Genomic DNA, 19,828 nt, shown 5'->3' with positions numbered 1-19,828 from the left:
ATGTGTGGAGCACAGGCCGGCGGCCCCGACGCTTCGACGATCAAGCCGGGCGAGACGACCATCCAGGGCAGCGTGACCCGCGACGGCGAGCCGGTCACCGGCTACGTCCGTCTGCTGGACTCGACCGGTGAGTTCACCGCGGAGGTCCCGACCTCGGCGACCGGTCAGTTCCGCTTCTACGCGGCCGAGGGCACCTGGACGCTCCGTGCCCTGGTTCCCGGCGGCACCGCCGACCGCACGGTCGTCGCGCAGACCGGTGGCCTCGCCGAGGTCGCCATCGCCGTGTAGTTCGCGCGCGAATCCGGCCGGAGGGCCGCACCCCAGGGGGTTGGACGCCACCTGGACAGGGGTGCGGCCCTTCGCGCCGTCCGCGGACGTTCCGCGCCCCGGGTCCTACGCTGGAGTCATGTACGCGCGGCGCAAGCGCACCTATTTCCTGATGATGGGCGGCTGCATCGTCCTCTTCGTGTCCGCCTGGGCCTTCGTGCGCCTGTGGTCGGTGCCCGCCGCCGTGGCGATGTGCGTGGTCGCCGCCGTCATCCCGCCCGCCGCGGCGGTGATCGCCAACCGCCGGGGCCCGGAGGACCGTTGGTGGGACGATCCCTCGGGCGACCCGGAGTCGGACGAGTGGTGGGACGAGCTGGACGGCAGGAAGCGCCGCGGGTGACGGCCCCGGGCCGGGCGCGTCAGTAGACGAGCGCCTGCGTGCCGTCGGCCATGGCCTCCTGCACGAAGACCTGGGCCCCCGCGATCCGCACGCCGTCCAGGACGTCCTTCTCCGTGATGTCCCGGCGTGCCGCGCACTGGGTGCAGAGCGTGATCCGCCCGCCCGCCAGGATCGAGTCGACCAGGTCGGGCAGGGGCGCGGCGTGCGGGAGTTCGAACTCCGCGGCGCGCCCCGGCAGGGCGAACCAGGCGGACTCGCCGGTCAGCCAGAGCGACACCTCGACCCCGCTGGCGACGGCGACGGCCGCCACGGTGAAGGCCTGTGAGCAGCGCTCGGGGGAGTCGGCGCCTGCAGTCACCTTGATCACGAGCTTCTTCGACATGTATCGAACTGTAATCCTCCGGTGTGCAACCTCCCCGGTGATCTGTGGGTCAGCTGTGTGCACGGATGAACGAACACCTGTGCCTCAGGTCTCATGGGGGGACCCTTTTGGAACAGAACGACACCATGGGCGACATGCCGGCCGGTCCGCCGGCCGTCGTGGTGCAGCCGCGCCGGCGCGGACGTACGGCCCTGCTGATCGCGACGGCCGCTCTGCTCGGCGTCTCCGCCGGCACGGCCGTCGGTTACGGAGTCCAGGCCGGGCGGCCGCCGACACCGCTGCCCGCACTGTCGCAGGCGCAACTCGCCTATCCGGCGAAGGCGCTTCCGGCGGACAAGGCCCCGGCGCCGCTTCCCGCTTCGCAGGACCACCAGGTGCGGACGGACGGGGATCTGCGCGATCTGATCATGAAGCGTCCGGCCGGCTGGAGCGACGACGAGGACGCGGGCGCGCTGAACGACGGCTGGATGAGCGTGGACGGTTACGCGCGCGAGTTCGACGAACCGGACTCCCACCTCGAATACCTCCTGGAGTCCGACATCCGCCGGGTCGCGGGCGCCGCCTGGAAGAAGGGCGCACACCGCGAGGCCAACGTGCGGCTCGTCCAGTTCCGCTCCGGGCCGCTCGCCGAGGCGGAGGGGTACGCCGAAGGCCAGCGGTCGTACATGCCCTGGAAGGAGCACGGAGCCGGCAACGAGGGCGATCCGGTGAAGGGCAGCGGCAGTGGCCGCTACTACCTGTACCCGGTCGTCACGAAGGCCGGATACATGCCGCTGTACCGGGCCAGGGCCGTCATGCACCGCGGCGACATCATGGTCGAGGTCAACGTGTTCGACACCGTGCCGATCGGCAAGAAGGACATCCGCACGCTGGCCGAGCGACAGCTGGAGCTCCTGTGAACGACATCAGCCCGCCCGCCGCCGACGCACCCGCGGCTCCCGGGACGCCCGACGTGTCCCCGCTCCCCGCCGACGCCCCGGCGCGCCCGGGGAAGGTCCGACGGATCCTGCTCACCGCGCTTCCCGCGGTCCTCGTTGTCGGCTGCGTCGGGGGCGCGGCCGCGTTCACGGCGATCACGGTCGACGGTGCGGACCGGACCGTGGCGACGACGGTCTGGGGCGGAGCCGGGCACGGGGCCGGCAAGGACCCGGCCGGCGACTCCACCCGGGGCCGGACCGACACGGAACTCGGCAAGCTGCTGCTGCCCGTTCCCGCCGACTACCGGCTGGGGCCCGACATCGAGGAACTCGGCAACGACGGCGAGGTCACCGGCAGGGAGGCGGCCGCCGCGATGAAGCAGTCCAACCGGGGGCTCGCCGGGAAGCAGCGCCGGGAGTTCGACAAGCGGGTGGACAAGCTCCGCGTGCAGGGCCTCGCCGCCCGTTCGTACGTGTCGGACACCAACGACCTGGTCGTGAACACCCAGATCGTGCGGATGAAGGACAAGAAGGCCGTCAGGGATCTCCACACCTTCCGGGCGGAGCTGTTCGACGCCGTCGGCGTCCTCCGCGAGGGGCCGAAGATCAAGGGCCAGACGCGCAAGGCCAAGTGCTTCCTGTTGCCCAAGGACAGCAAGAGCGGGATCGAGAACATGTTCTGCACCGCCTACGACGGCGAGCTGGTCATCAGCGTCTCGGCGGCCGGCGCCAAGCCCTTCGACAAGGCCGCCGTCGCCGAGCTGCTGAAGGACCAGCTGGAGCACATCACGTCCCCGGGGGAGTACGTATGACCGAGAAGACGGCCGAACCGGCAGGCGGGGCCGCCCTCGTCGGGGACCTCCCCCCGCTGCCCCCGCCCCCCGTGCCGCAGGACCCGCCGCAGCAGGAGGACCCGCCGCGGGAACCCGGGCACGACGATCTCCCGCCGACCCCGCCCCGGCCGCCCCGCAGGGCCCTGCGGGCCGTCGCCCGGTGGACGGCGGCCGTGCTGGTCCTCGGCGGTCTCGGCGCGGGCACGGTCGCGGGCATCACCTCGATGTCGCGCACCGACGTGCCCGGGCTGGCCACCGAGGACGACGGCCGCTGGGACTACCCCCGGCTGACCCTGCCGGCCCTCCCGGCCGGCGCGCCCCGCCCGTTCGGCGACGCCAACGCCGCGGAGGTCCACCACGCCGACCTGCGGCGCCTCCTGCTGCCGGCCCCGGCCGGGGCGAAGACGGATGCCAAGGCCGACGGCTGGGTCACCACCGCGCAGTACGTCTCCGAGTACCCGAAGGGCGACCGGGCGGCTCTCACCCAGCGGCTGAAGGACTCGGCGCTCCGGCACATCGCGGCCCGCTCCTGGACCATGCCGGACGGGACGTCCTCCCGGGTCTACCTGCTCCAGTTCAACTCGGTGGCGTTCTCCACCGAGTTCCAGGACCAGCTGTTCGGCACCGGGTCGTACCCGCAGCCGCTCGCCGGGATCACGGACATCGCCACCGACGACGACTGGCCGGCGACGGGCGGCGTGGAGTACACCACGCCCCGCGTGTACACGGAGGCGAAGCCGTACGGCGGGGAGCAGGTCCGGCACGCGTACGTGCTGGCCGGGGACACCGTCGCGCTCGTGATCCACGCGCGGAAGGGCGCGGCGGGCACGGACACCGTTCCGTTCCACCAGACGCTGATCCTGCAGAACCAGCTGCTGGGCTGACCGCGCCCGGGAAACCCCCGGACGCCGTGCCGGGCCCCCACCCATTAGGCTGGGGGCCCGGACGCGTACTGCCGTCGTGTCGTTCGTTTCGAGGAGCTCCCGTGCTTGAGGCTTTCTTCTCCGCCCTGCTGGTCCTGGTCTGCGTCGGCGTTCTCGCCTTCGCGGCGGTGACCGTGAAGAAGCTGTACCAGGGCCAGCGCTGACCCTCGCCGAACTCCTTCCGTACACCCTCACAGATCGTCTGAGCCGCTCATGATCGAGATTCCGTCCGACCTCCACCCGGACCTCGTGCCGCTGGCCTTCCTCCTCGGGAACTGGGCGGGCGCCGGCGTGTCCGACTTCCCCGGCGCCGAGAAGTGCAACTTCGGGCAGGAGGTCACCTTCAGCCACGACGGCCGTGACTTCCTGGAGTACGTCTCGCACTCCTGGGTCCTGGACGCCGAGGGCAACCAGGTCAAGCCGCTGGAGACCGAGTCCGGCTACTGGCGCATCGACAAGGACCGCAACGTCGAGATCGTCATGGTCCGCGACCAGGGTGTCGTCGAGGTCTGGTACGGCGAGCTGGCGAAGCAGAAGCCGCAGATCGACGTGGTCACCGACGCGGTGGCCCGCACCGCGGCCTCCGGCCCCTACAGCGGCGGCAAGCGGCTCTACGGCTATGTGAACAGCGACCTGATGTGGGTCGGCGAGAAGTCCACCCCCGACGTGGAGATGCGGCCGTACATGTCCGCGCACCTGAAGAAGGTCGTCACCCCGGAGGAGGTCGCCGAGATGGCCAGGGGCCTCGGGGACCTGCCGGACGACGGCATCGCCTTCTTCAAGTAGCCGGTCCCGGGCCCCGTTCCGCGAGGAACCGCGGGCCCGTGCCCGCCCCGCCCTACACTGGGGCTGTGGTGAGCACCGACTGGAAGACGGATCTTCGGCAGCGCGGCTACCGGCTGACGCCTCAGCGACAGCTCGTCCTGGAGGCGGTCGACAAGCTGGAGCACGCGACTCCCGATGACATCCTCGGCGAGGTGCGCAGGACCGCGGCCGGGGTGAACATCTCCACCGTCTACCGGACCCTGGAGCTCCTGGAGGAGCTGGGTCTGGTCAGCCACGCCCACCTGGGGCACGGCGCCCCGACGTACCACCTGGCCGACCGCCACCACCACATCCACCTGGTCTGCCGGGACTGCACGGACGTCATCGAGGCCGACGTCGGCGTCGTCGAGGACTTCACCGCCAAGCTGCGGGACACGTTCGGCTTCGAGACCGACATGAAGCACTTCGCGATCTTCGGCCGCTGTGCCGCGTGCGCGGCGAAGGCGGCCCGGGGCGCCGGCGGTCCGGCGGAGGACGCCCACGGCGAGCGGTAGTCCGGTCCGTACGAGTCGTACGCTGGTCGCATGAAGAGCCCCCTGCTGTCCCTGCCCGGCGCCGTCCCCGCCGAGGGGCGCGACGAAGGCGTCGCCGCGCATTACGGCGACCTGTTCCGTGAGCAACGCGCACTCGCCGACGGCAGCGGCCTCGTCGACCTCTCGCACCGCGGTGTCGTCACCGTCACGGGCGAGGACCGGCTGGCCTGGCTGCACCTGCTGCTCACCCAGCACGTCAGCGACCTCGCGCCGAACCAGGCCACCGAGTCGCTGATCCTCTCCGCGAACGGGCACATCGAGCACGCCCTGTACCTGGTCGACGACGGCACGACGGTGTGGACGCACGTCGAGCCGGGGACCCAGGGCGATCTGATCGCGTACCTGGACTCGATGAAGTTCTTCTACCGCGTCGACGTCGCGGACCGCACCGGGGACTTCGCCGTCGTCCACCTCCCGGCCGGTTCGATCGCCGAGGCCCCGGAGGGCACCGCCGTGCGCGAGACGGCGCACGGCCGCGACCTGTTCCTGCCCCGGGCGGACCTGGAGGCGTTCGCGGACGCCCACGGCCCGGCCGTGGGCATCCTGGCGTACGAGGCGCTGCGCATCGAGGCGCACCGGCCGCGCGTGGGCTTCGAGACCGACCACCGGACCATCCCGCACGAGCTGGGCTGGATCGGCACCGCCGTGCATCTCCAGAAGGGCTGCTACCGGGGTCAAGAGACGGTCGCCCGCGTCCACAACCTGGGGAAGCCGCCGCGCCGCCTCGTCTTCCTGCACCTGGACGGCAGCGAGGTCCACCTGCCGGGGCACGGGACGCCGGTCCGGCTCGCCGCCGACGGTGAGGAGGGCCGCCAGCTCGGCTTCATCACGACGTCCGCCCGCCACCACGAGCTGGGCCCGATCGCCCTGGCGCTGGTGAAGCGGAACGTCGCCGTGGACGCGGAACTGATCGCGGGTGACACCGCGGCGGCACAGGAGACGGTCGTCGAGCCGTAGAAGTCCTACGCGCGGCCGTCCAGCCGGAGCGGCCGCGCGCTACACCTCGACCAGCACGGTGAACGGGCCGTGATTCGTGAGCGTGACGCGCATGTCCGCTCCGAACCGGCCCGTCTCCACCCGGGCGCCGAGCGCCCGCAATTGCGTCACCACCTCGTCGACCAGCGGTTCGGCGACCTCGCCGGGTGCGGCGGCGTTCCACGTGGGCCTGCGGCCCTTCCTGGCGTCCCCGTAGAGAGTGAACTGCGAAATGACCAAAAGCGGTGCATTCACGTCCGAGCAGGACTTCTCGCCCTCAAGGATCCGCAGGGTCCACAGCTTGCGGGCGAGCTGCGCCGCCTTCTCCGCGGTGTCCCCGTGAGTGACTCCGACCAGCACACACAGTCCCTCGCCGACGATCTCGCCGACCGTCCCCGGCCCCGGAGCGCCGTCCGGGCCGCCCGCCACGGCGACGCTCGCGCCGTCCACCCTCTGTATCACTGCACGCATACAGACCAACCTATCTTGGGCTGAACGGGTACAGAGCACCTGCATGAACACCGTGCGTAGTGGCACCATGCACGATGTCGGTGTGCCGACGCACCGGTCGAGGGGACGGAACATCATGACCACACAGGGAACCGGGCCGTCGCCCGGTGCCGCACCGGTGCCGTGCACGGCCGGCAGCCTGCGGCCACCGGTCCAGCGGAACGGTACTTCGCCCGCCCACCCGCCCGTGACGCCTCCCGCGCGGCTGCCGGGCGCGGTGTCCGTGCCGGGGCAGACGGCGGGGGCGGGACTCGCCTCCGTGCGCCCGCAGGCCGAGTTCGGCGGGCTGCGGCTGCCGGATCTGCGCACGCTGCGCCGTGACGCCCAGCGCGACGAGGCGGACCTCAGTTACGTACGCCGTCTGGTCCAGGGCCGGATCGACATCCTGCGGGCCGAGCTGGCCCGCCGTTCCGGCCCCGAGTCGCCCGTCGTGGACCGGCTGTCGGAGATCCTCGCCGACACCCCGTCCGTCCACCGCTCCTCGGCCCGGCACGTCACCCTGACCACTCCGCGCAGCGACGAGTACCGGCAGCTGGCGGCGGACACGCTCGCGGAGGTCGAGCTGTCCGACCTCGATGCCCGGACGGACGAAGAGCTGCTCACGGCCATGGGACGGCTCGTGCGCTACGAGCAGCGGGTCTCCCGGCGGCGTCACCGGCTCCAGCGGACCGTCGACGATTGCAGCGCGGAGATCGCCCGCAGGTACCGTGACGGAGAAGCACAAGTAGAGGACCTGCTCGCCTGAAGCGACCCTTCCGGGGGCGGGTCACGCCCCGCCCCCGGAAGGCCACCCGCCCCATGACCTCCTTCATAGCCCCGTCGACGTCCCCGTCCCCCGCGCACCCGGTACTCGCCGAGGTCGTGCGGTCCGGGTTCACCGAGGGCCATCACCGGGGATCCCTGGTCGTCCTGGCCGCGGACGGGAGCGTGGAGCTCGCACTCGGCGACCCGGCGGCCCCGGTCTTCCCGCGCTCGTCGAACAAGCCGATGCAGGCCGCCGCGATCCTGCGTGCCGGGCTGGATCTCTCGGGCGAGCGGCTGGCGCTGGCCGCCGCGAGCCACTCGGGGGAGGACTTCCACCTCGACCTGGTGCGCACGATGCTCGCCGAGCACGGGCTGAAGCCGGACGACCTCCAGACCCCGCCGGACCTTCCGCTGGACCCCGTCCAGGCGGAGGCCTACCTGGCGGCGGGCGGGGTGCGGGAACCGCTCACCATGAACTGCTCGGGCAAGCACGCGGCGATGCTCGCGGTCTGCGTCCGCAACGGCTGGGACACCGCCACGTACCTCGACCCGGCCCATCCGCTGCAGCGCCTGGTCGGCGAGGTCGTCGCGGAGTCGGCGGGCGAGCCCGTCGCGGCGCTCGGCACGGACGGCTGCGGGGCCCCGCTGATGGCGATCGGCCTGGTGGGGCTGGCCCGCGCCTTCCGGACGTTCGTGCTGGCGGAGCCCGGTTCGGCGGAGCGCAGGGTCGCGGACGCGATGCGGGCGCACCCCGAGTACGTCGCGGGCACCCGGCGCCCGGACACCTGGCTGATGCGGGAGGTGCCGGGCACGCTCTCCAAGATGGGTGCCGAGGCGGTGCAGGCGGTCGCGCTCCCCGACGGCAGGGCACTGGCCTTCAAGATCGACGACGGTTCCACGCGGGCCCTGGGTCCGGTGCTGGCCCGCGCTCTCGGCCTCCTCGGCGTCGACGCACCCGTGGTGGCCCGCATCGGCAGCGCGCCGCTGCTGGGCGGCGCGGCCGAGGTGGGGGAGATCCGGGCGGCATTCTGAGCCCGGCGGCCCGGCCGCCGGGCTCAGAACGCCCGGCGGCCGGGCCGCGGCCGCGTGGCCGCGGAAATGCGGGCGACACGGCGAGCTGCTTCTGCCTAGCGTGGCGGGCATGAACCATGATCCGCGTACCGTGACCGCCGCCGAGTACCCCGACTGGCTGCGCGCCGTGGGAACCGGATTCCTCCGGGCGCCGTCGGTGCCCGGGGACGAGGAGGTCGCCTGGCGCCTCGCCCAGACCGATCTCACCCGCACCCAGGGTGTGTTCGACGCGGGGCGCTGCGTGGCCACCTTCCGGTCTTTCGCGCAGGAGCTGACCGTCGTCGGCGGTGCCACGGTGCGGGCCGACGCGATCACGGCCGTCACGGTGACCGCCACGCACCGGCGGCGCGGGCTGCTCAGCCGGATGATGGCCGCGGACCTCGCGGCGGCCAAGGAACGCGGCGACGTGGTCGCCTCACTGATCGCCGCCGAGTACCCGATCTACGGGCGGTACGGATTCGGGCCGGCCGCCTGGGCCGCCGAATGGGAGATCGACGTCCCGCGGGCCGGATTCGACCCGCGGCGGCGGGTGCCGTCCGGGGCGGACGGCGGCCGGATCGAGCTGGCCGACGGCGCCGAGGTGCGCGCGCTGGGCCCCGGTCTCCACGCGCGTCTCGCCGGCAGGCAACAGGGGGTGGTGTCCCGTGACGAGCGCTGGTGGAAGCGGAACACCGGCATGGACGTACCCGCGTTCGAGAAGTGGACGGAGCCGTTCCATGCGGTGTACCGGTCCGCGGACGGGGAGACCGACGGGGTGATGACGTATCGCGCCGACGACCGCTGGGGCGACGGGAAGCAGCCGCTCAACAAGGCGACCGTGGCCGGCATGATCGCCGCGACCCCGGCGGCGGAGCGGGCCCTGTGGGAGTTCGTCTGCTCCATCGACTGGATCACCACCGTGCGCTCGGGCCACCGCGCCCCGGACGACCTGCTGCCCCTGTTCCTCCCCGATCCCCGCGCCGCCCGGCTCGTGACGCTGGCCGACTTCCTGTGGCTGCGCGTCCTGGACGTCCCGCGCGCGCTGGAGGCGCGTACGTACGGTCGCGAGGGCGCCCTGGTCCTGGAGGTGCGTGATGCCGCGGGCCTCGCGGGCGGCCGCTTCCTGCTGGAGGGCTCACCGTCGGGTGCCTCCTGCACCCCCACGACGCGGGAGGCCGACCTGACGCTGGACGTGGCGGAGCTGGGCACCCTCTACCTCGGCGACGAGTCGCCGGTGCGGCTGGCGGCACTCGGGCGGCTGGACGAACACCGGGCCGGTGCGGCGCTCTCGGCGGACGCGTTGTTCCGGGCACCGCGACGGGCCTGGTGCCCGGACGTGTTCTGACCGGCGGCCGTCCGGCGGCGCCCCGTCAGAGGCGCGGGAAGCGGAACGCCCCGCCGCCGTTGCCCATCTGCAGCCAGAGGTGACCCGGCTGCTCGACCAGGCGCAGGGCCATGGCGTCGCACCCCGGGCACCGGCCGGTCAGGCCCGGTTCCGGGCCGTAGACGCGGAGCTGGGCCAGCGAGCCCGTCAGCCCGCAGTCGGGGCAGCGCCGCCAGGCGGCGGTCGGGTCCGTCGTGAAGATCTCCGACAGCGGGCCCGCCAGGGCGTTGCCGTCGCGGTACGAGGGGGTGTTCATACGTGCCTCCGGATCGGGTGGTGACGCGGGGAACGGACCGGGTGCGCCGGGTGCGGCGGCCTCACCCGAAGCGCTCGGTGCGGATGCGTCCGGGCGCGTGGCCGGCGCCGACGAGCAGCCCCGCGGCGTGCTCCACGAAGCCGGTCGGCCCGCACACGAAGCACAGGGTCCCGCCACCGGCGGCCGCCGGTGGCGGCAGGTCCCGGGCGCCCACGCGGCCCGGCGGCCGGGGGGAGTCCGGCGGAGCCTCGCGGGTGTGGACCAGGTGGACGGTGGTCCCCAGGTCCCGGGGGGCGGCGAGCTCCTCGCGGTACCAGACCTGCGCGGGGTCGCGGACGGAGTAGACCAGATGCATGGGGGCCGCGGAGTGTTCCCGGTGGTCGCGGATCATCGCCATCAAGGGGGCGATTCCGCAGCCGCCCGCGACCAGCAGGACGGGATCCTCCTGCTCGGGGCGCCAGACGAACCAGCCGCCGAGCGGCCCCTTGACCTCGACCTCGGCGCCCACGGGCAGGTCCCCGGCGAGGTAGGGGGACACCTCGCCCCCTGCCGCGGCCTGAACGCCCAGTTCGATACGGGTGCCTCTGCCCGGCGCGGCCAGCGAGTAGCTGCGTACCGCCTGATAGCCGTCGTCCGCGCTCAGGCGGACGTCCACGTGCTGTCCCGCCAGGTGGCCGGGCCAGTGGGGCACGTCGAAGTGGAGCGACCGCCCCGTCGTGGACAGCTCCCGGCGCTCGACGAGCCGGGCCCTCCTCCAGGAACTCATCGCTCAGTCGCTCCAGGTGCGCTGCTCGCGCCAGGGGTCGCCGTAGTCGTGGTAGCCGACGGACTCCCAGAATCCGGGCTCGTTCTGCGGCGTGAGGGAGATGCCCTTGACCCACTTCGCGGACTTCCACAGGTAGTGCGCCGGCACGAGCAGGCGTACGGGGCCGCCGTGTTCGGGGGACAGGTCGTACCCGTCGTAGGTGTGCACGAGCCACGCCTTGCCGTCCTGGAGGTCCTCCAGCGGGAGGTTGGTGGTGTACCCGCCCTCGCTGTGCACCAGCGCGAAGTCCGCCGAGGTCTCGACGTCCTCCAGGAAGGCGTCGAGGGAGACCCCGCGCCAGGACGTGTCGAACTTCGACCACCGCGTCACGCAGTGGATGTCGACCGTCAGGTCCTCCTGGGGCAGCGCCATCATCCGGTCCCAGTCCCAGTAGTGGCGCTGTCCGGTCTCCGTGGTGATGCCGAAGTCCCAGGTCTCCGTGAGCACCTCGGGGGTCGGTCCGGCGGAGAGGACCGGGAAGGACTCGGTGGGGTACTGGCCCGGGGGCAGCCGCCCCTCGAAGCGGTGCGTGCGCCCGTGAAATCCCGGGGAGAAGTTGTCCACGATCTGCTCACCCTCGCGTCGAAGCCCCCCTGCCGACCGGACCTCGTGACCGGCCCGGACCGTGGGCCCGCCGTCTGCCGGAAGCCCGCCGGTGCGCGGCCGGTGCGCGGTGACGCCGTCCGGCCCTCACCTGCTTCCATCTTCCACTCCTGCGGACCACGCGCATCTCGGCGCCGGGCCGGGGCGTCCGGGAGCCGGAGGGGGCACGAGGGCAGGGAGCCGGCCGCGACGGGGGCCCCGCGTCGTGAGCGGCACCCGGGGTCGGGCCGCCGCCGCACCAGTTCCGCCGCACCCGTTCCACGGCACCAGTTCCGCCGCGCCCGTTCCGCCGGCGTGGACCGCCGGCGGAAGGGTGTCAGTCGGTCGGCGCGAACAGCAGGGCCAGGATGAGGGCACCCGCACAGGCGACGTTGGGGTTGCCGACTTTGAGGCCGAAGCTCAGCAGGGTGACTCCGAAGGTCCCCATGACGCCGTACTTCCACTGGATGATCTGCTCGAGGCCCAAGGTGAACAGGGGCATGGCGCTCACTCCTTCCCGGATGCGGGATCGGCGCGAACGCGCCGCTGGTGGGGGAGGCCCGGCTGCTGTGCGCGACGCTGCGCAGGAACCTGACAAGTGCCGTACAAGTCCCCCGTGTTGACGTATCGTACGTATGCCCTGTCGAGGTAACATCGCAAACTTGTCTGGTTGTTCGGTTAGTTGTAGGTCTTGTGGATATTCTGAGTGCCGCGCCGCGTGGCATCTCAACGCGCACGGGCGGAAGTTGTAGGGTTGCAGCGTGACAAGTCATGGATCTGCCCCGCGTGACACCAAGTTCCAGTACAGGTGGGTCGCCGACGAGCTGCGCAAGGAGATCAACAGCGAGTCCCGCCAGCCGGGCGAGCGCCTGCCGACGCAGGAGGAGCTGGCCACGCGCTTCGGCGTATCGCGGGCGACGGTCAACCAGGCCTTGTCCCTCCTGCGCAAGGAGGAGCTGATCGTGACCCGGCAGGGCAGCGGCTCCTTCGTGGCGTCGGAGACCGGGGACACCCGTCACGTGCCGAGGCCCACCGCCCATCCCGACAGCGACGTATGGGCCGTCGTCTCCGAGCGTGTGCCGCCCGTACTGCTCAAGCCGTACCTCGTGGAGGCGTTCGAGGCCAACGTCGTCCGGCTCGACGTCTTCTCGATGACGACGGAGTCCCTGGCCGCCCGGGTCGTCGACCAGAAGGACCGGATCGTCGCGGGCGAGATCAGCCCGCCCCGCAGCATCACCGCCCGCCTGCTCCTCCCGAACGCCGAGTCGACGTCCCTGGCGATCCCCCGCCAGGTGACCGGTGAGGACGACCCGCGGGTGCGCGCCCGGCTCGGCGGAATCCTGCACAGCCACGTCACGATGCTGCGCTCCGCGCTCTACGAACTCCGCCGGCTCAAGCTGGTGGAGGAGGTCGACGTGCAGGTGCGCCTCGTCCCCTTCTCGCCGCAGATGAAGCTGTACATCCTGAACAACCGGGTGGTGCTCCAGGGCTTCTACATCCCGGAGGAGGGCACCGCGACCCTGCCCGACGGGGAGGACGTCGCGACGTACGACGCCTACGGCACGGGGGCCACGCTGTACCCCTTCCGGGCCTCGGCCGACTCCACCCCCGAACAGGCCGGAGTGGTGCGGGCGGCGCGTAAGTTCTTCGACGCCACGTGGGACAACCTGGCCACGAAGGCGCCCTTCTGACCGTGCCCGGCACGACGACCCGGTGACGGCCCTGGTGAACGGATCGACTGCATGAGTGTTCGGCGCGCTGCCACCCCTGACGGTGCCTCGGCGTCCGGCCCCGCCGCCCTCCTCGCGGCGGCGGAATGTGTCCTCTTCGACTTCGACGGCCCGCTGTGCGACCTGTTCGCCGCCCGCCCGGCGACCGGGGTGGCGACACGGCTCGCGGCGGAGCTGCGCAGGACCGGCTGCGACCCGGAGGTCGCCGCGTCCGGCGGGGGCGACCCGCTGGCTCTGCTCCAGGCGGTCGGCGCGCACTACGGAGCCGGAGAGCGGACCGCGCGCGCCGAGCGCTGTCTCGCCGCGGAGGAGATCGAGGCGGCCACGGGTGCCACGCCGACCCAGCACGCGCTGGAGCTCATCGGGGCTCTGGACGCCGGTGGCTGGAGGCAGGCGGTCACGACGAACAACTCACCCGCCGCGGTGGCCCGCTTCTTCGACCGGCACGAGTCCGCGGCACTGACGGACGAGCACATCCACGGACGTACACCCGATCTCGCACTCCTGAAACCCGATCCGCACTGCCTGCTCCGGGCCCTGGAGTCGACCGGCTGCCCGGATCCGGCGGCCGCCGTGATGATCGGGGACTCCCCCGCGGACTGGCTTGCGGCGAGGGCGGTAGGTGTACCGTTCATTGGCTACGCGGTGAACGACCGCAAGCGCCGTGCCCTCGAGGACGCCGGGAGCCGGTGGGCCGTGCGTTCACTGCGGGGGCTCGTGGAAACGGCACGCGGGCGCGTGCCGTCCGGCGCGCCGGGCATGGGACGACTGACGGCCGGCGTCCGCGGGTAGAGGCAGGCGCCCGCAAGGGAGCCGCTCGGCGGTCGCCCGGGCCCCCCACGGTCGAAGGAGCGGGCGGTGACGGTCGACACCACGGTGGACGTGCGCGGACTTCCGGCGGGCCGCCGGGGCCCCGGTGGTGACGCGACCGTGATCGAAGGGCCGTTCAGAGGCCACTACCGAGAGACGTACGTCTTCGCGCTGCCGGACGGGCCGCTGCGCTGCAAGGTGCACGAACCGCGCTCCGAGCTGTTCAGCTTCGACCGCAGGTGCTTCCTCTCCGAGGACCGGCTGCTGCTGGACCTGCGGGGCCGGGTGAGCCGGATACCGGGCATCCTGGTCCTCGACGAGCACGTCCTCCTCCAGGGGTTCATCGAGGGGCGCACGCTCGGACGCGGAGCGGCGGGTGCCCTGTCGGCGCGGCACGCCGCGCAACTGGGCCGGCTCTTCGGCGAACTCGTCGCGCTGGACCCCGCCTCCATCGGTGCGCCGCGGCTCTGCGCCCCGGCGGACCACCCGGGCGACGGTGACTCCGCGGCCTTCCTGGAGAGCCTGATCGACTTCACCGAGCACGAGGTCCACGGCCGGCACGCGGGCAGGTTCGGCTCGCTGCTGCACGAACTCGGGGTGCGCGACGGCGCGCTGGACGGCATCAGAAGCCGGGCACGGGGGCTGACGGACCGGCCCTTCACGCTCGTCCACGGCGACCTGCACCGGCTGAACTTCATCGTGGACGAGGCCGACGACCTCTGGACCATCGACTGGGAGCTGTCCATGATCGGTGATCCGCTCTACGACCTCGCCACGCACCTGCACCTGATGCGGTACTCCGCCCGGGAGACCGCGCGGACCGCCCGCCTGTGGGCGGCGGCGGTGCGGGCCGTGCGGCCCGAGTGCGCGAAGGGGTGGCGTGAGGACCTCGACGTGCTCCTGGCGTACAAGCGCGCCCAGTCGGTCTACACCGACGTGATCCGCGGGGCCATCGCGCTGGTGCACCCGGGTGCGGGACCCGCCCGCGGCGGGCTGCCGGTGACCGCGTACCGCGTACGGGAGGTGCTGGACCGGGCGCGCGAACCCCTCGGTCTCGACGCCGTACCGTCCCTGCGCGAGGTCATGGTGGCCTACGCGAGGTGGCTCCGGGGCCGGGAGGCCGCCGGCGTCGCCGCGCCGGTGTCCTGACCCTCCCCGGGGCGCGGGCCGGACGGCCGGCTTCTGCGGGGCACGGCCGGGCGGCGGGCCACGGGCGCGACGCCACGGCGGAGCCCTTCTGCGTATGTTGTAGGCGCGAGCCGGACGGACCCGGCCACCCGTACGTGCCGGGATGCGAACAGCCGGCGGACGGACTCGGGGCACTCATCGGCGGGCACGGAGTCGTGAGCACAGTGGAAGCGGAGTCATGAGCACGGAGCAGCCCGGACTGCGCGAGCGCAAGAAGCGGCAGACCTACCAGGCCGTCTCCGACGCGGCGATCTCGATGTTCCTGGAGCGCGGTTTCGACAAGGTCTCGGTCGCCGAGGTGGCCGCCGCGGCGGACATCTCGAAGCCGACGCTGTTCCGCTACTTCCCGGCCAAGGAGGACCTGGTCCTGCACCGGTTCGCGGACCACGAGGACGAACCGGCCCGCGTCGTCTCCGGCCGGCCGGCCGGCACGACCCCGCTGGACGCCCTGCGCCGCCACCACCTGGAAGGCCTGGAGCGCCGCGACCCGGTGACCGGGCTGTGCGACGTCCCCGCCGTGCTGGACTTCCACCGGCTGCTGTACGGCACGCCGTCGCTCGTCGCCCGGCTGTACGGATACCAGAGCCGGTCCGAGGCGGCGCTCGCCCGTGCGCTGGACCCGTCGACCCCGGTGGCGGCGCGGCTCGCGGCGGGTCAGATCGTCGCCGTACTGCGGATCCTCGCCGAGGAGAACTGGCGCCGGATCGACGCGGGGGAGAGCGCCGCGCAGGTGTACGACGACGCGGTGACGGCAGCCGGGGCCGCCTTCGTGCAGCTGGCGGACGGCCTCAGCGGACCCGGGTCCTGACGGGGGCTGTGCGGTCCGGCCTCCCCGCCGGCACTACACCCGCACGCCTGCGCTACGCCTCCCCGCCCGCCTCCCGGGCTGCGCGTTCCAGGCGGTCCCGGTGCTTCTCCCAGTAGGCGGGGCCGCCCGGGGCCATGCTGTCGTTGCCCTCGCCCATTCCCACCGAGCCGTCCAGGAGTTCGCGGACGATGTCCGCGTGGCCGGCGTGCCGGTGCGTATCGGCGATCACCCGGACCACGGCATGATGCACCGTCACCTCGGCCCGGTGGCTCGGCCACCACGGCACCCGGCCGACCGTGTCCAGGGAGAGCGCGTCGATCGTCGCGTCGGCGTGCGCCCATGCCCGGCGGTAGAGCCCCACGATCTGCTCCCGTGACTCGTCCGGGGTGACCCACATGTCCGCGTTGGCATCGGCGCCCGGCTCGAGCCAGGGCATGGCCTCACCGGACGGGCGTCCGAAGGTGTCTCCCAGGTAACCGAGTTCGATGCTCGCCGTGTGTTTCACCAGCCCGAGGAGGTTCGTCCCGGTGGGCGTCAGGGGGCGGCGGACGTCGTACTCCGACAGGCCGTCGAGCTTCCACAGCAGCGCGTCGCGCGCCGACTGCAGGTAGAAGTGGAGGTCGGCCTTGGCATCCGGTGAGGTCATGCGAACCAGTCTGCCGCCCGCGCGCTCTCCGGGCGTGGGTTTTTCCGCGCCGTTCCGACGCCCCGTGCGCGACCGTACGGCCACCGTTCGGGCGGACCGGCGACCCGACAGGTTTCACGGGCGCCCCTCAGGGCGGGGGGAGTCCGGACGGAAGGGGGCTACCGTGCACGCGTGACCGGTCCGAACCAGCGCCCTCTTCTCTTCCTCGACGTCGACGGCCCCCTCATCCCGTTCGGCGCGACGCCCATGCAACGGCCCCAGGGATACCCGACGTATGGCCCGGCCTCCGGCAGGGCAGCGGGGTCGGGGAATCCGCTGGTCGCCAGGATCGATCCGGCGCTCGGGCCGAAGCTGGCGGCGCTGGGCTGCGAGCTGGTGTGGGCGACGACGTGGCTCGACAGCGCGAACGAGTGCGTCGCACCGTGGCTCGGGCTGCCGGCTCTCGCGGTGGTGGAGTGGCCGGAGGACCCGGACGACCTGATCCACGGCCTGCACTGGAAGACGCCTCCCCTCGTCGAGCGTGCGGCCGGACGTCCGTTCGTCTGGGCGGACGACGAGATCTCCGCCACCGACCGGGCCTGGGTGGCCCGCAGGCACCTGGGCAGGGCGCTTCTCCATCGGGTCGACCCTCGCATCGGCCTCACGGACGCGGACTTCGCGTGCATCCGGGCGTGGCTGCGTGCGGGGGAGAGCCACGCGAACGGATGAGGCCGGGCACCCCGTTCACAGGTGCGGTGCGGTGCGGGGTGCGGTGCGGTACGCGCCGCGACGTTCCCGCAGCCGGACCTATACTTCGTAGCTCGATATATGCTTGGTGAATGACACGGCAGAGTGCGTCCTTGACGGAACCGCAGTACTTCATCCTTGCCGCACTCATGGACGGACCGTTGCACGGCTACGGCATCATCAAGGCCGCCGAGCAGGTCACCGGTGGGCGGCTCCGCATCGCCGTCGGCACGCTCTACGGCGCGTTGGAGCGGTTGGAGCGGGCCGGGCTGGTGGCCGCCGGGCATGAGGAGATCGTGGACGGGCGGGCGCGGCGCTACTACCGGCTCACCGAGGACGGCAACGCGGCGCTCGGCCGGGAGGCGCTGCGGATGCAGCAGGCGGCGGCCGTCGTCATCGGACGCTCGGGGGAAGTCGGAGCGGCCCCGGCGTGAACCGTCTGCTGCTTGCGGCCTATCCCGAGCCCTACCGTTCCCGCCAGGGAGAGGAGTTGCTGGCGTGCCTGGCCGAGGCGTACCCCGGCCGCTCCTGGCCCCCGCCGCGGGAGGCCGTCGCCCTGGTGGGAGCCGGAGTGCAGGCCCGTGCCCGCGCCGTCGTCGACGACAGGGCCCGGCCATGGTGGCTGGACGGCATCCACCTGACCGCGCTCGCCCTCGCCGCACTGTCGCTGGTGCCGTATCTGCAGGACGTGTGGCACTGGGCGTTGCACATCGATCCCGGACGGCACGCCATCGCCTTCCACTTCTCCGGCTGGTACCCGTGGGCACAAGGGCCCGGCACGCGGACACGACTCCTGCCCTACGGGCTGCTTCCGCTGGTCTGCCTGATCGCCCTGCTTCGCGGCAAGGCGTGGATCGCCCTGCCCGCCGCAGCGGCGATGGTCTACGCCGGCGCCACCTTCAACAGCGGTACGTTCTTCGGTGACGAGGGCAAACAGGGCCTGGCCTACTACGGGTTGGGCACCCCGATCACGGCCCGTGACCTGGTGCTGTCGGGAGCGCTCTGCACCGCGAGCGCCGTGCTCGCGGTCTGCCGTCCTGGGCGGTTGCGGCGCCACTCGTACCGCCGGCTGGTGCCCGTCGTGCTCGCCATGTTCGTCGCCGGGAGCCTGCACGTCACCTCCGTCAGCCCGGCCTTCCAACGCGGCCTGTTCGCCCTCGAAGCCGTCGCGTTGATCGCCGCATGGGCGGCGACGGCCGCGACCGGAGACCACCGGTGGCTGATTCCCGTCGCAGCGGTCGCGATGATCCGCACGCAGGCGATCGTCATCCGGCCGAACGGGTTCATGAACTCTCTGCCGGACCTGGTCGTCTTCCTCCTCCTGATCGCGCCCCTTCCGGCCCTGGCGATCGCCGCCCAGCGCCGGGGGAGCCGGGCGCTCCTCGAATAGGAGCACCCGGCTCCCCCGGTGGCCGGCTGGGCCTGTCGGTATTCCTCGCGGGCCCGGGCGGCCCGCTAGGTGCTGCTCCCTCACGAAGAACAGAGAAAGCGATGACTCGACAAGATCCCTCGTCCCTGTGCGTGCACGCGGACCCCGGTCAGGTCCCGGGAGCCACGGCCGAAACCGGCCCCGTGCGGACGGCACGACCGCTGCTCCGGGCTCTGTTATGCCTGCTGGGGCTCCTGGCGGTCTACCTGATCGCCGTCTGCACCCCGTCCGGGCAGCGGGCGGAGAACGCCCTGTTCAACGACAACGGTGCCAAACCGGCGTGGATCTACGACTGGTCGGGGATGGCTTACGGCTCGGCGGCCCTGCCGCCGCTGGACGACACCGCCATGACCACCCTGGCCGTGGGCATGGCGGTCATCGCGGTCGTCACCCTGGTGCGCAGGTGCTGGTGGCACGGCTGCGCGGCGACCGGGGTCGCCGTGGTCACGCTCGGGGGCACCGAGATGCTCAGCAAAGTGCTCCTGCCCCGTCCCGACCTGATAGACGCGCCCGATGTGCTCATCGATCCGAGCTTCCCCAGCGGGCACGCGGCCATCCCGGCGGGGCTGGCCCTCGGCGCCGTACTCGTCGCTTCTCCTCGTGTCCGCCCCTACGCCACCGTGGCCGGCATGCTGTGGCTCGCCGTTGCCGCCGGCGCCGTCCAGGCCACCTACCAGCACCGCCCCAGCGACGTGCTGGGGGCCGCGCTGCTGGCCTGTGCCTGCTACTGCCTCGCGGCCGGGCTGCTGCCACCCGCCGCCGCACCGGGCATCACGCGTGGCCCTCGTGCGCTCCCGGCCGTAGCCCTGGCACTGTCAGCGGCCGGCGCGCTCGCCGCCGGCGCGCGGGAGGACTCCGTCACGCAATCGCTCGTCTTCGCGGCGGCGGCCTTCCTGTGCGCGGCGTTGTTCTGGTTCATCGCAGGGGCGGGGACGGCACCCACCGCACGCCGCACCCGCCCCGCACCGGACTGACCGCGCGGCCGGCTCCCACCGGCGCATCCGGGCCCGGCGGCGGCCCGGCGCCACCGTCGTCCCCGGGCGAGTCGGTGCTCGTCGGCTCCATGGGTGAGTTCCAGGGAGCGGATCCGGTGCGCCCGAAGTGC

General features: G+C 72.6%; 26 protein-coding genes. 19 read left to right on the top strand and 7 right to left on the bottom strand.

All coding sequences use genetic code 11. The annotated features are described in order from the left end of the window. A complete protein-coding gene (locus ACFYY2_RS32415; protein WP_014154938.1) occupies positions 1-288 on the top strand; it encodes a DUF1416 domain-containing protein in 288 nt (95 codons plus the stop codon). A 118-nt stretch (positions 289-406) separates the two neighbouring features. Further along, positions 407-667 (top strand): DUF3099 domain-containing protein, encoded by a 261-nt coding sequence (locus ACFYY2_RS32410; protein ID WP_388749679.1) that lies wholly within the window; start codon positions 407-409, stop codon positions 665-667. Between the two features lie 19 nt (positions 668-686). Here the strand turns inward: ACFYY2_RS32410 and ACFYY2_RS32405 are convergent, their stop codons facing one another. Beyond that, the gene (locus tag ACFYY2_RS32405) at positions 687-1,049 is read right to left on the bottom strand and encodes a DsrE family protein (protein ID WP_327116260.1); all 363 of its coding nucleotides are present in this window, start codon (positions 1,047-1,049) and stop codon (positions 687-689) included. Between the two features lie 107 nt (positions 1,050-1,156). On the opposite strand from ACFYY2_RS32405, the gene ACFYY2_RS32400 reads away from it, so the two are divergent. The 6 genes from ACFYY2_RS32400 to ACFYY2_RS32375 all read left to right on the top strand — a co-directional run bounded on the left by ACFYY2_RS32400 (position 1,157) and on the right by ACFYY2_RS32375 (position 6,037). Beyond that, positions 1,157-1,948 carry a hypothetical protein gene (locus ACFYY2_RS32400; RefSeq protein ID WP_388749677.1) on the top strand — a complete coding sequence of 264 codons (792 nt, stop codon included), beginning with the start codon at positions 1,157-1,159 and terminating at the stop codon, positions 1,946-1,948. After that, on the top strand, positions 1,945-2,778 hold the full coding sequence (locus ACFYY2_RS32395) for a hypothetical protein (protein ID WP_388749675.1): 834 nt from the start codon (positions 1,945-1,947) through the stop codon (positions 2,776-2,778). Before ACFYY2_RS32400 ends, ACFYY2_RS32395 begins: the two co-directional genes overlap by 4 nt. Next, the gene (locus tag ACFYY2_RS32390) at positions 2,775-3,683 is read left to right on the top strand and encodes a hypothetical protein (protein ID WP_388749674.1); all 909 of its coding nucleotides are present in this window, start codon (positions 2,775-2,777) and stop codon (positions 3,681-3,683) included. Before ACFYY2_RS32395 ends, ACFYY2_RS32390 begins: the two co-directional genes overlap by 4 nt. A 252-nt stretch (positions 3,684-3,935) precedes the next feature. Next, the gene (locus ACFYY2_RS32385) at positions 3,936-4,508 is read left to right on the top strand and encodes an FABP family protein (RefSeq protein WP_327116252.1); all 573 of its coding nucleotides are present in this window, start codon (positions 3,936-3,938) and stop codon (positions 4,506-4,508) included. A gap of 65 nt (positions 4,509-4,573) precedes the next feature. Continuing rightward, entirely contained in the window at positions 4,574-5,041 is a 468-nt protein-coding gene (locus ACFYY2_RS32380; protein WP_388749671.1) for a Fur family transcriptional regulator, read from the top strand. Between the two features lie 30 nt (positions 5,042-5,071). Next, positions 5,072-6,037 (top strand): YgfZ/GcvT domain-containing protein, encoded by a 966-nt coding sequence (locus ACFYY2_RS32375; protein WP_388749669.1) that lies wholly within the window; start codon positions 5,072-5,074, stop codon positions 6,035-6,037. A gap of 39 nt (positions 6,038-6,076) precedes the next feature. Here ACFYY2_RS32375 and dtd read toward each other — a convergent pair whose 3' ends face one another. Continuing rightward, complete coding sequence (gene dtd / locus ACFYY2_RS32370; RefSeq protein ID WP_388749667.1) at positions 6,077-6,526, bottom strand: D-aminoacyl-tRNA deacylase; 450 nt, start codon at positions 6,524-6,526, stop codon at positions 6,077-6,079. Positions 6,527-6,641: 115 nt separating this feature from the next. Between dtd and ACFYY2_RS32365 the strand changes: the two genes are divergently transcribed. The 3 genes from ACFYY2_RS32365 (at position 6,642) to ACFYY2_RS32355 (ending at position 9,704) form a co-directional block, all read left to right on the top strand. Next, positions 6,642-7,310 (top strand): ABC transporter substrate-binding protein, encoded by a 669-nt coding sequence (locus tag ACFYY2_RS32365; RefSeq protein ID WP_388749665.1) that lies wholly within the window; start codon positions 6,642-6,644, stop codon positions 7,308-7,310. A 53-nt stretch (positions 7,311-7,363) separates the two neighbouring features. Continuing rightward, positions 7,364-8,341 carry an asparaginase gene (locus ACFYY2_RS32360; protein WP_388749663.1) on the top strand — a complete coding sequence of 326 codons (978 nt, stop codon included), beginning with the start codon at positions 7,364-7,366 and terminating at the stop codon, positions 8,339-8,341. Between the two features lie 109 nt (positions 8,342-8,450). Next, complete coding sequence (locus ACFYY2_RS32355) at positions 8,451-9,704, top strand: GNAT family N-acetyltransferase (RefSeq protein ID WP_388749661.1); 1,254 nt, start codon at positions 8,451-8,453, stop codon at positions 9,702-9,704. A gap of 25 nt (positions 9,705-9,729) precedes the next feature. On the opposite strand, the gene ACFYY2_RS32350 is transcribed toward ACFYY2_RS32355, so the two are convergent. The 4 genes from ACFYY2_RS32350 to ACFYY2_RS32335 all read right to left on the bottom strand — a co-directional run bounded on the left by ACFYY2_RS32350 (position 9,730) and on the right by ACFYY2_RS32335 (position 11,888). Beyond that, complete coding sequence (locus ACFYY2_RS32350; protein ID WP_388749659.1) at positions 9,730-9,999, bottom strand: DUF6510 family protein; 270 nt, start codon at positions 9,997-9,999, stop codon at positions 9,730-9,732. 61 nt (positions 10,000-10,060) lie between these two features. Next, entirely contained in the window at positions 10,061-10,765 is a 705-nt protein-coding gene (locus tag ACFYY2_RS32345; protein ID WP_388749657.1) for an FAD-binding oxidoreductase, read from the bottom strand. 3 nt (positions 10,766-10,768) lie between these two features. Then, on the bottom strand, positions 10,769-11,368 hold the full coding sequence (locus ACFYY2_RS32340) for a molybdopterin-dependent oxidoreductase (protein WP_388749655.1): 600 nt from the start codon (positions 11,366-11,368) through the stop codon (positions 10,769-10,771). A gap of 355 nt (positions 11,369-11,723) precedes the next feature. Next, a complete protein-coding gene (locus ACFYY2_RS32335) occupies positions 11,724-11,888 on the bottom strand; it encodes a hypothetical protein (RefSeq protein WP_388749653.1) in 165 nt (54 codons plus the stop codon). A 259-nt stretch (positions 11,889-12,147) separates the two neighbouring features. Here ACFYY2_RS32335 and ACFYY2_RS32330 point away from each other — a divergent pair, with 259 nt between their 5' ends. The 4 genes from ACFYY2_RS32330 to ACFYY2_RS32315 all read left to right on the top strand — a co-directional run bounded on the left by ACFYY2_RS32330 (position 12,148) and on the right by ACFYY2_RS32315 (position 15,922). Beyond that, complete coding sequence (locus tag ACFYY2_RS32330) at positions 12,148-13,077, top strand: GntR family transcriptional regulator (protein WP_388749651.1); 930 nt, start codon at positions 12,148-12,150, stop codon at positions 13,075-13,077. A 51-nt stretch (positions 13,078-13,128) separates the two neighbouring features. Further along, positions 13,129-13,908 carry an HAD family hydrolase gene (locus tag ACFYY2_RS32325; RefSeq protein ID WP_388749649.1) on the top strand — a complete coding sequence of 260 codons (780 nt, stop codon included), beginning with the start codon at positions 13,129-13,131 and terminating at the stop codon, positions 13,906-13,908. A 66-nt stretch (positions 13,909-13,974) separates the two neighbouring features. Beyond that, positions 13,975-15,075 (top strand): phosphotransferase, encoded by a 1,101-nt coding sequence (locus ACFYY2_RS32320; protein ID WP_388749647.1) that lies wholly within the window; start codon positions 13,975-13,977, stop codon positions 15,073-15,075. 217 nt (positions 15,076-15,292) lie between these two features. Further along, positions 15,293-15,922: a TetR/AcrR family transcriptional regulator gene (locus ACFYY2_RS32315; protein WP_388749645.1), complete on the top strand. Its 630-nt coding sequence runs from the start codon at positions 15,293-15,295 to the stop codon at positions 15,920-15,922. A gap of 52 nt (positions 15,923-15,974) precedes the next feature. Here the strand turns inward: ACFYY2_RS32315 and ACFYY2_RS32310 are convergent, their stop codons facing one another. Continuing rightward, positions 15,975-16,568, bottom strand: a complete 594-nt coding sequence (locus ACFYY2_RS32310) for a DinB family protein (RefSeq protein ID WP_388749643.1) — start codon at positions 16,566-16,568, stop codon at positions 15,975-15,977. Positions 16,569-16,739: 171 nt separating this feature from the next. On the opposite strand from ACFYY2_RS32310, the gene ACFYY2_RS32305 reads away from it, so the two are divergent. The 4 genes from ACFYY2_RS32305 to ACFYY2_RS32290 all read left to right on the top strand — a co-directional run bounded on the left by ACFYY2_RS32305 (position 16,740) and on the right by ACFYY2_RS32290 (position 19,697). Then, complete coding sequence (locus tag ACFYY2_RS32305) at positions 16,740-17,276, top strand: hypothetical protein (protein WP_388749641.1); 537 nt, start codon at positions 16,740-16,742, stop codon at positions 17,274-17,276. Positions 17,277-17,386: 110 nt separating this feature from the next. Further along, the gene (locus ACFYY2_RS32300) at positions 17,387-17,728 is read left to right on the top strand and encodes a PadR family transcriptional regulator (RefSeq protein WP_388749639.1); all 342 of its coding nucleotides are present in this window, start codon (positions 17,387-17,389) and stop codon (positions 17,726-17,728) included. Beyond that, complete coding sequence (locus tag ACFYY2_RS32295; protein ID WP_388749637.1) at positions 17,725-18,684, top strand: hypothetical protein; 960 nt, start codon at positions 17,725-17,727, stop codon at positions 18,682-18,684. Before ACFYY2_RS32300 ends, ACFYY2_RS32295 begins: the two co-directional genes overlap by 4 nt. Before the next feature lie 101 nt (positions 18,685-18,785). Next, positions 18,786-19,697 carry a phosphatase PAP2 family protein gene (locus ACFYY2_RS32290; RefSeq protein ID WP_388749635.1) on the top strand — a complete coding sequence of 304 codons (912 nt, stop codon included), beginning with the start codon at positions 18,786-18,788 and terminating at the stop codon, positions 19,695-19,697. Positions 19,698-19,828: the final 131 nt, after the last annotated feature.

This window comes from Streptomyces sp. NPDC001822 (genome assembly GCF_042892135.1).
Classification (GTDB): Bacteria; Actinomycetota; Actinomycetes; order Streptomycetales; family Streptomycetaceae; genus Streptomyces.
Note: the sequence above shows the minus strand (reverse complement) of the source record. Positions and strands in the feature narration are given on the sequence as shown.

What these genes read in the sequence shown, in the direction of transcription:
- ACFYY2_RS32415 (WP_014154938.1), top strand. Translation starts at nt 1, where the DNA reads ATGTGTGGAGCACAGGCCGGCGGCCCCGACGCTTCGACGATCAAGCCG.
- ACFYY2_RS32410 (WP_388749679.1), top strand. Translation starts at nt 407, where the DNA reads ATGTACGCGCGGCGCAAGCGCACCTATTTCCTGATGATGGGCGGCTGC.
- ACFYY2_RS32405 (WP_327116260.1), bottom strand. Translation starts at nt 1,049, where the DNA reads ATGTCGAAGAAGCTCGTGATCAAGGTGACTGCAGGCGCCGACTCCCCC.
- ACFYY2_RS32390 (WP_388749674.1), top strand. Translation starts at nt 2,775, where the DNA reads ATGACCGAGAAGACGGCCGAACCGGCAGGCGGGGCCGCCCTCGTCGGG.
- ACFYY2_RS32385 (WP_327116252.1), top strand. Translation starts at nt 3,936, where the DNA reads ATGATCGAGATTCCGTCCGACCTCCACCCGGACCTCGTGCCGCTGGCC.
- ACFYY2_RS32375 (WP_388749669.1), top strand. Translation starts at nt 5,072, where the DNA reads ATGAAGAGCCCCCTGCTGTCCCTGCCCGGCGCCGTCCCCGCCGAGGGG.
- dtd (WP_388749667.1), bottom strand. Translation starts at nt 6,526, where the DNA reads ATGCGTGCAGTGATACAGAGGGTGGACGGCGCGAGCGTCGCCGTGGCG.
- ACFYY2_RS32365 (WP_388749665.1), top strand. Translation starts at nt 6,642, where the DNA reads ATGACCACACAGGGAACCGGGCCGTCGCCCGGTGCCGCACCGGTGCCG.
- ACFYY2_RS32360 (WP_388749663.1), top strand. Translation starts at nt 7,364, where the DNA reads ATGACCTCCTTCATAGCCCCGTCGACGTCCCCGTCCCCCGCGCACCCG.
- ACFYY2_RS32355 (WP_388749661.1), top strand. Translation starts at nt 8,451, where the DNA reads ATGAACCATGATCCGCGTACCGTGACCGCCGCCGAGTACCCCGACTGG.
- ACFYY2_RS32350 (WP_388749659.1), bottom strand. Translation starts at nt 9,999, where the DNA reads ATGAACACCCCCTCGTACCGCGACGGCAACGCCCTGGCGGGCCCGCTG.
- ACFYY2_RS32345 (WP_388749657.1), bottom strand. Translation starts at nt 10,765, where the DNA reads ATGAGTTCCTGGAGGAGGGCCCGGCTCGTCGAGCGCCGGGAGCTGTCC.
- ACFYY2_RS32335 (WP_388749653.1), bottom strand. Translation starts at nt 11,888, where the DNA reads ATGCCCCTGTTCACCTTGGGCCTCGAGCAGATCATCCAGTGGAAGTAC.
- ACFYY2_RS32325 (WP_388749649.1), top strand. Translation starts at nt 13,129, where the DNA reads ATGAGTGTTCGGCGCGCTGCCACCCCTGACGGTGCCTCGGCGTCCGGC.
- ACFYY2_RS32315 (WP_388749645.1), top strand. Translation starts at nt 15,293, where the DNA reads ATGAGCACGGAGCAGCCCGGACTGCGCGAGCGCAAGAAGCGGCAGACC.
- ACFYY2_RS32310 (WP_388749643.1), bottom strand. Translation starts at nt 16,568, where the DNA reads ATGACCTCACCGGATGCCAAGGCCGACCTCCACTTCTACCTGCAGTCG.
- ACFYY2_RS32300 (WP_388749639.1), top strand. Translation starts at nt 17,387, where the DNA reads ATGACACGGCAGAGTGCGTCCTTGACGGAACCGCAGTACTTCATCCTT.
- ACFYY2_RS32290 (WP_388749635.1), top strand. Translation starts at nt 18,786, where the DNA reads ATGACTCGACAAGATCCCTCGTCCCTGTGCGTGCACGCGGACCCCGGT.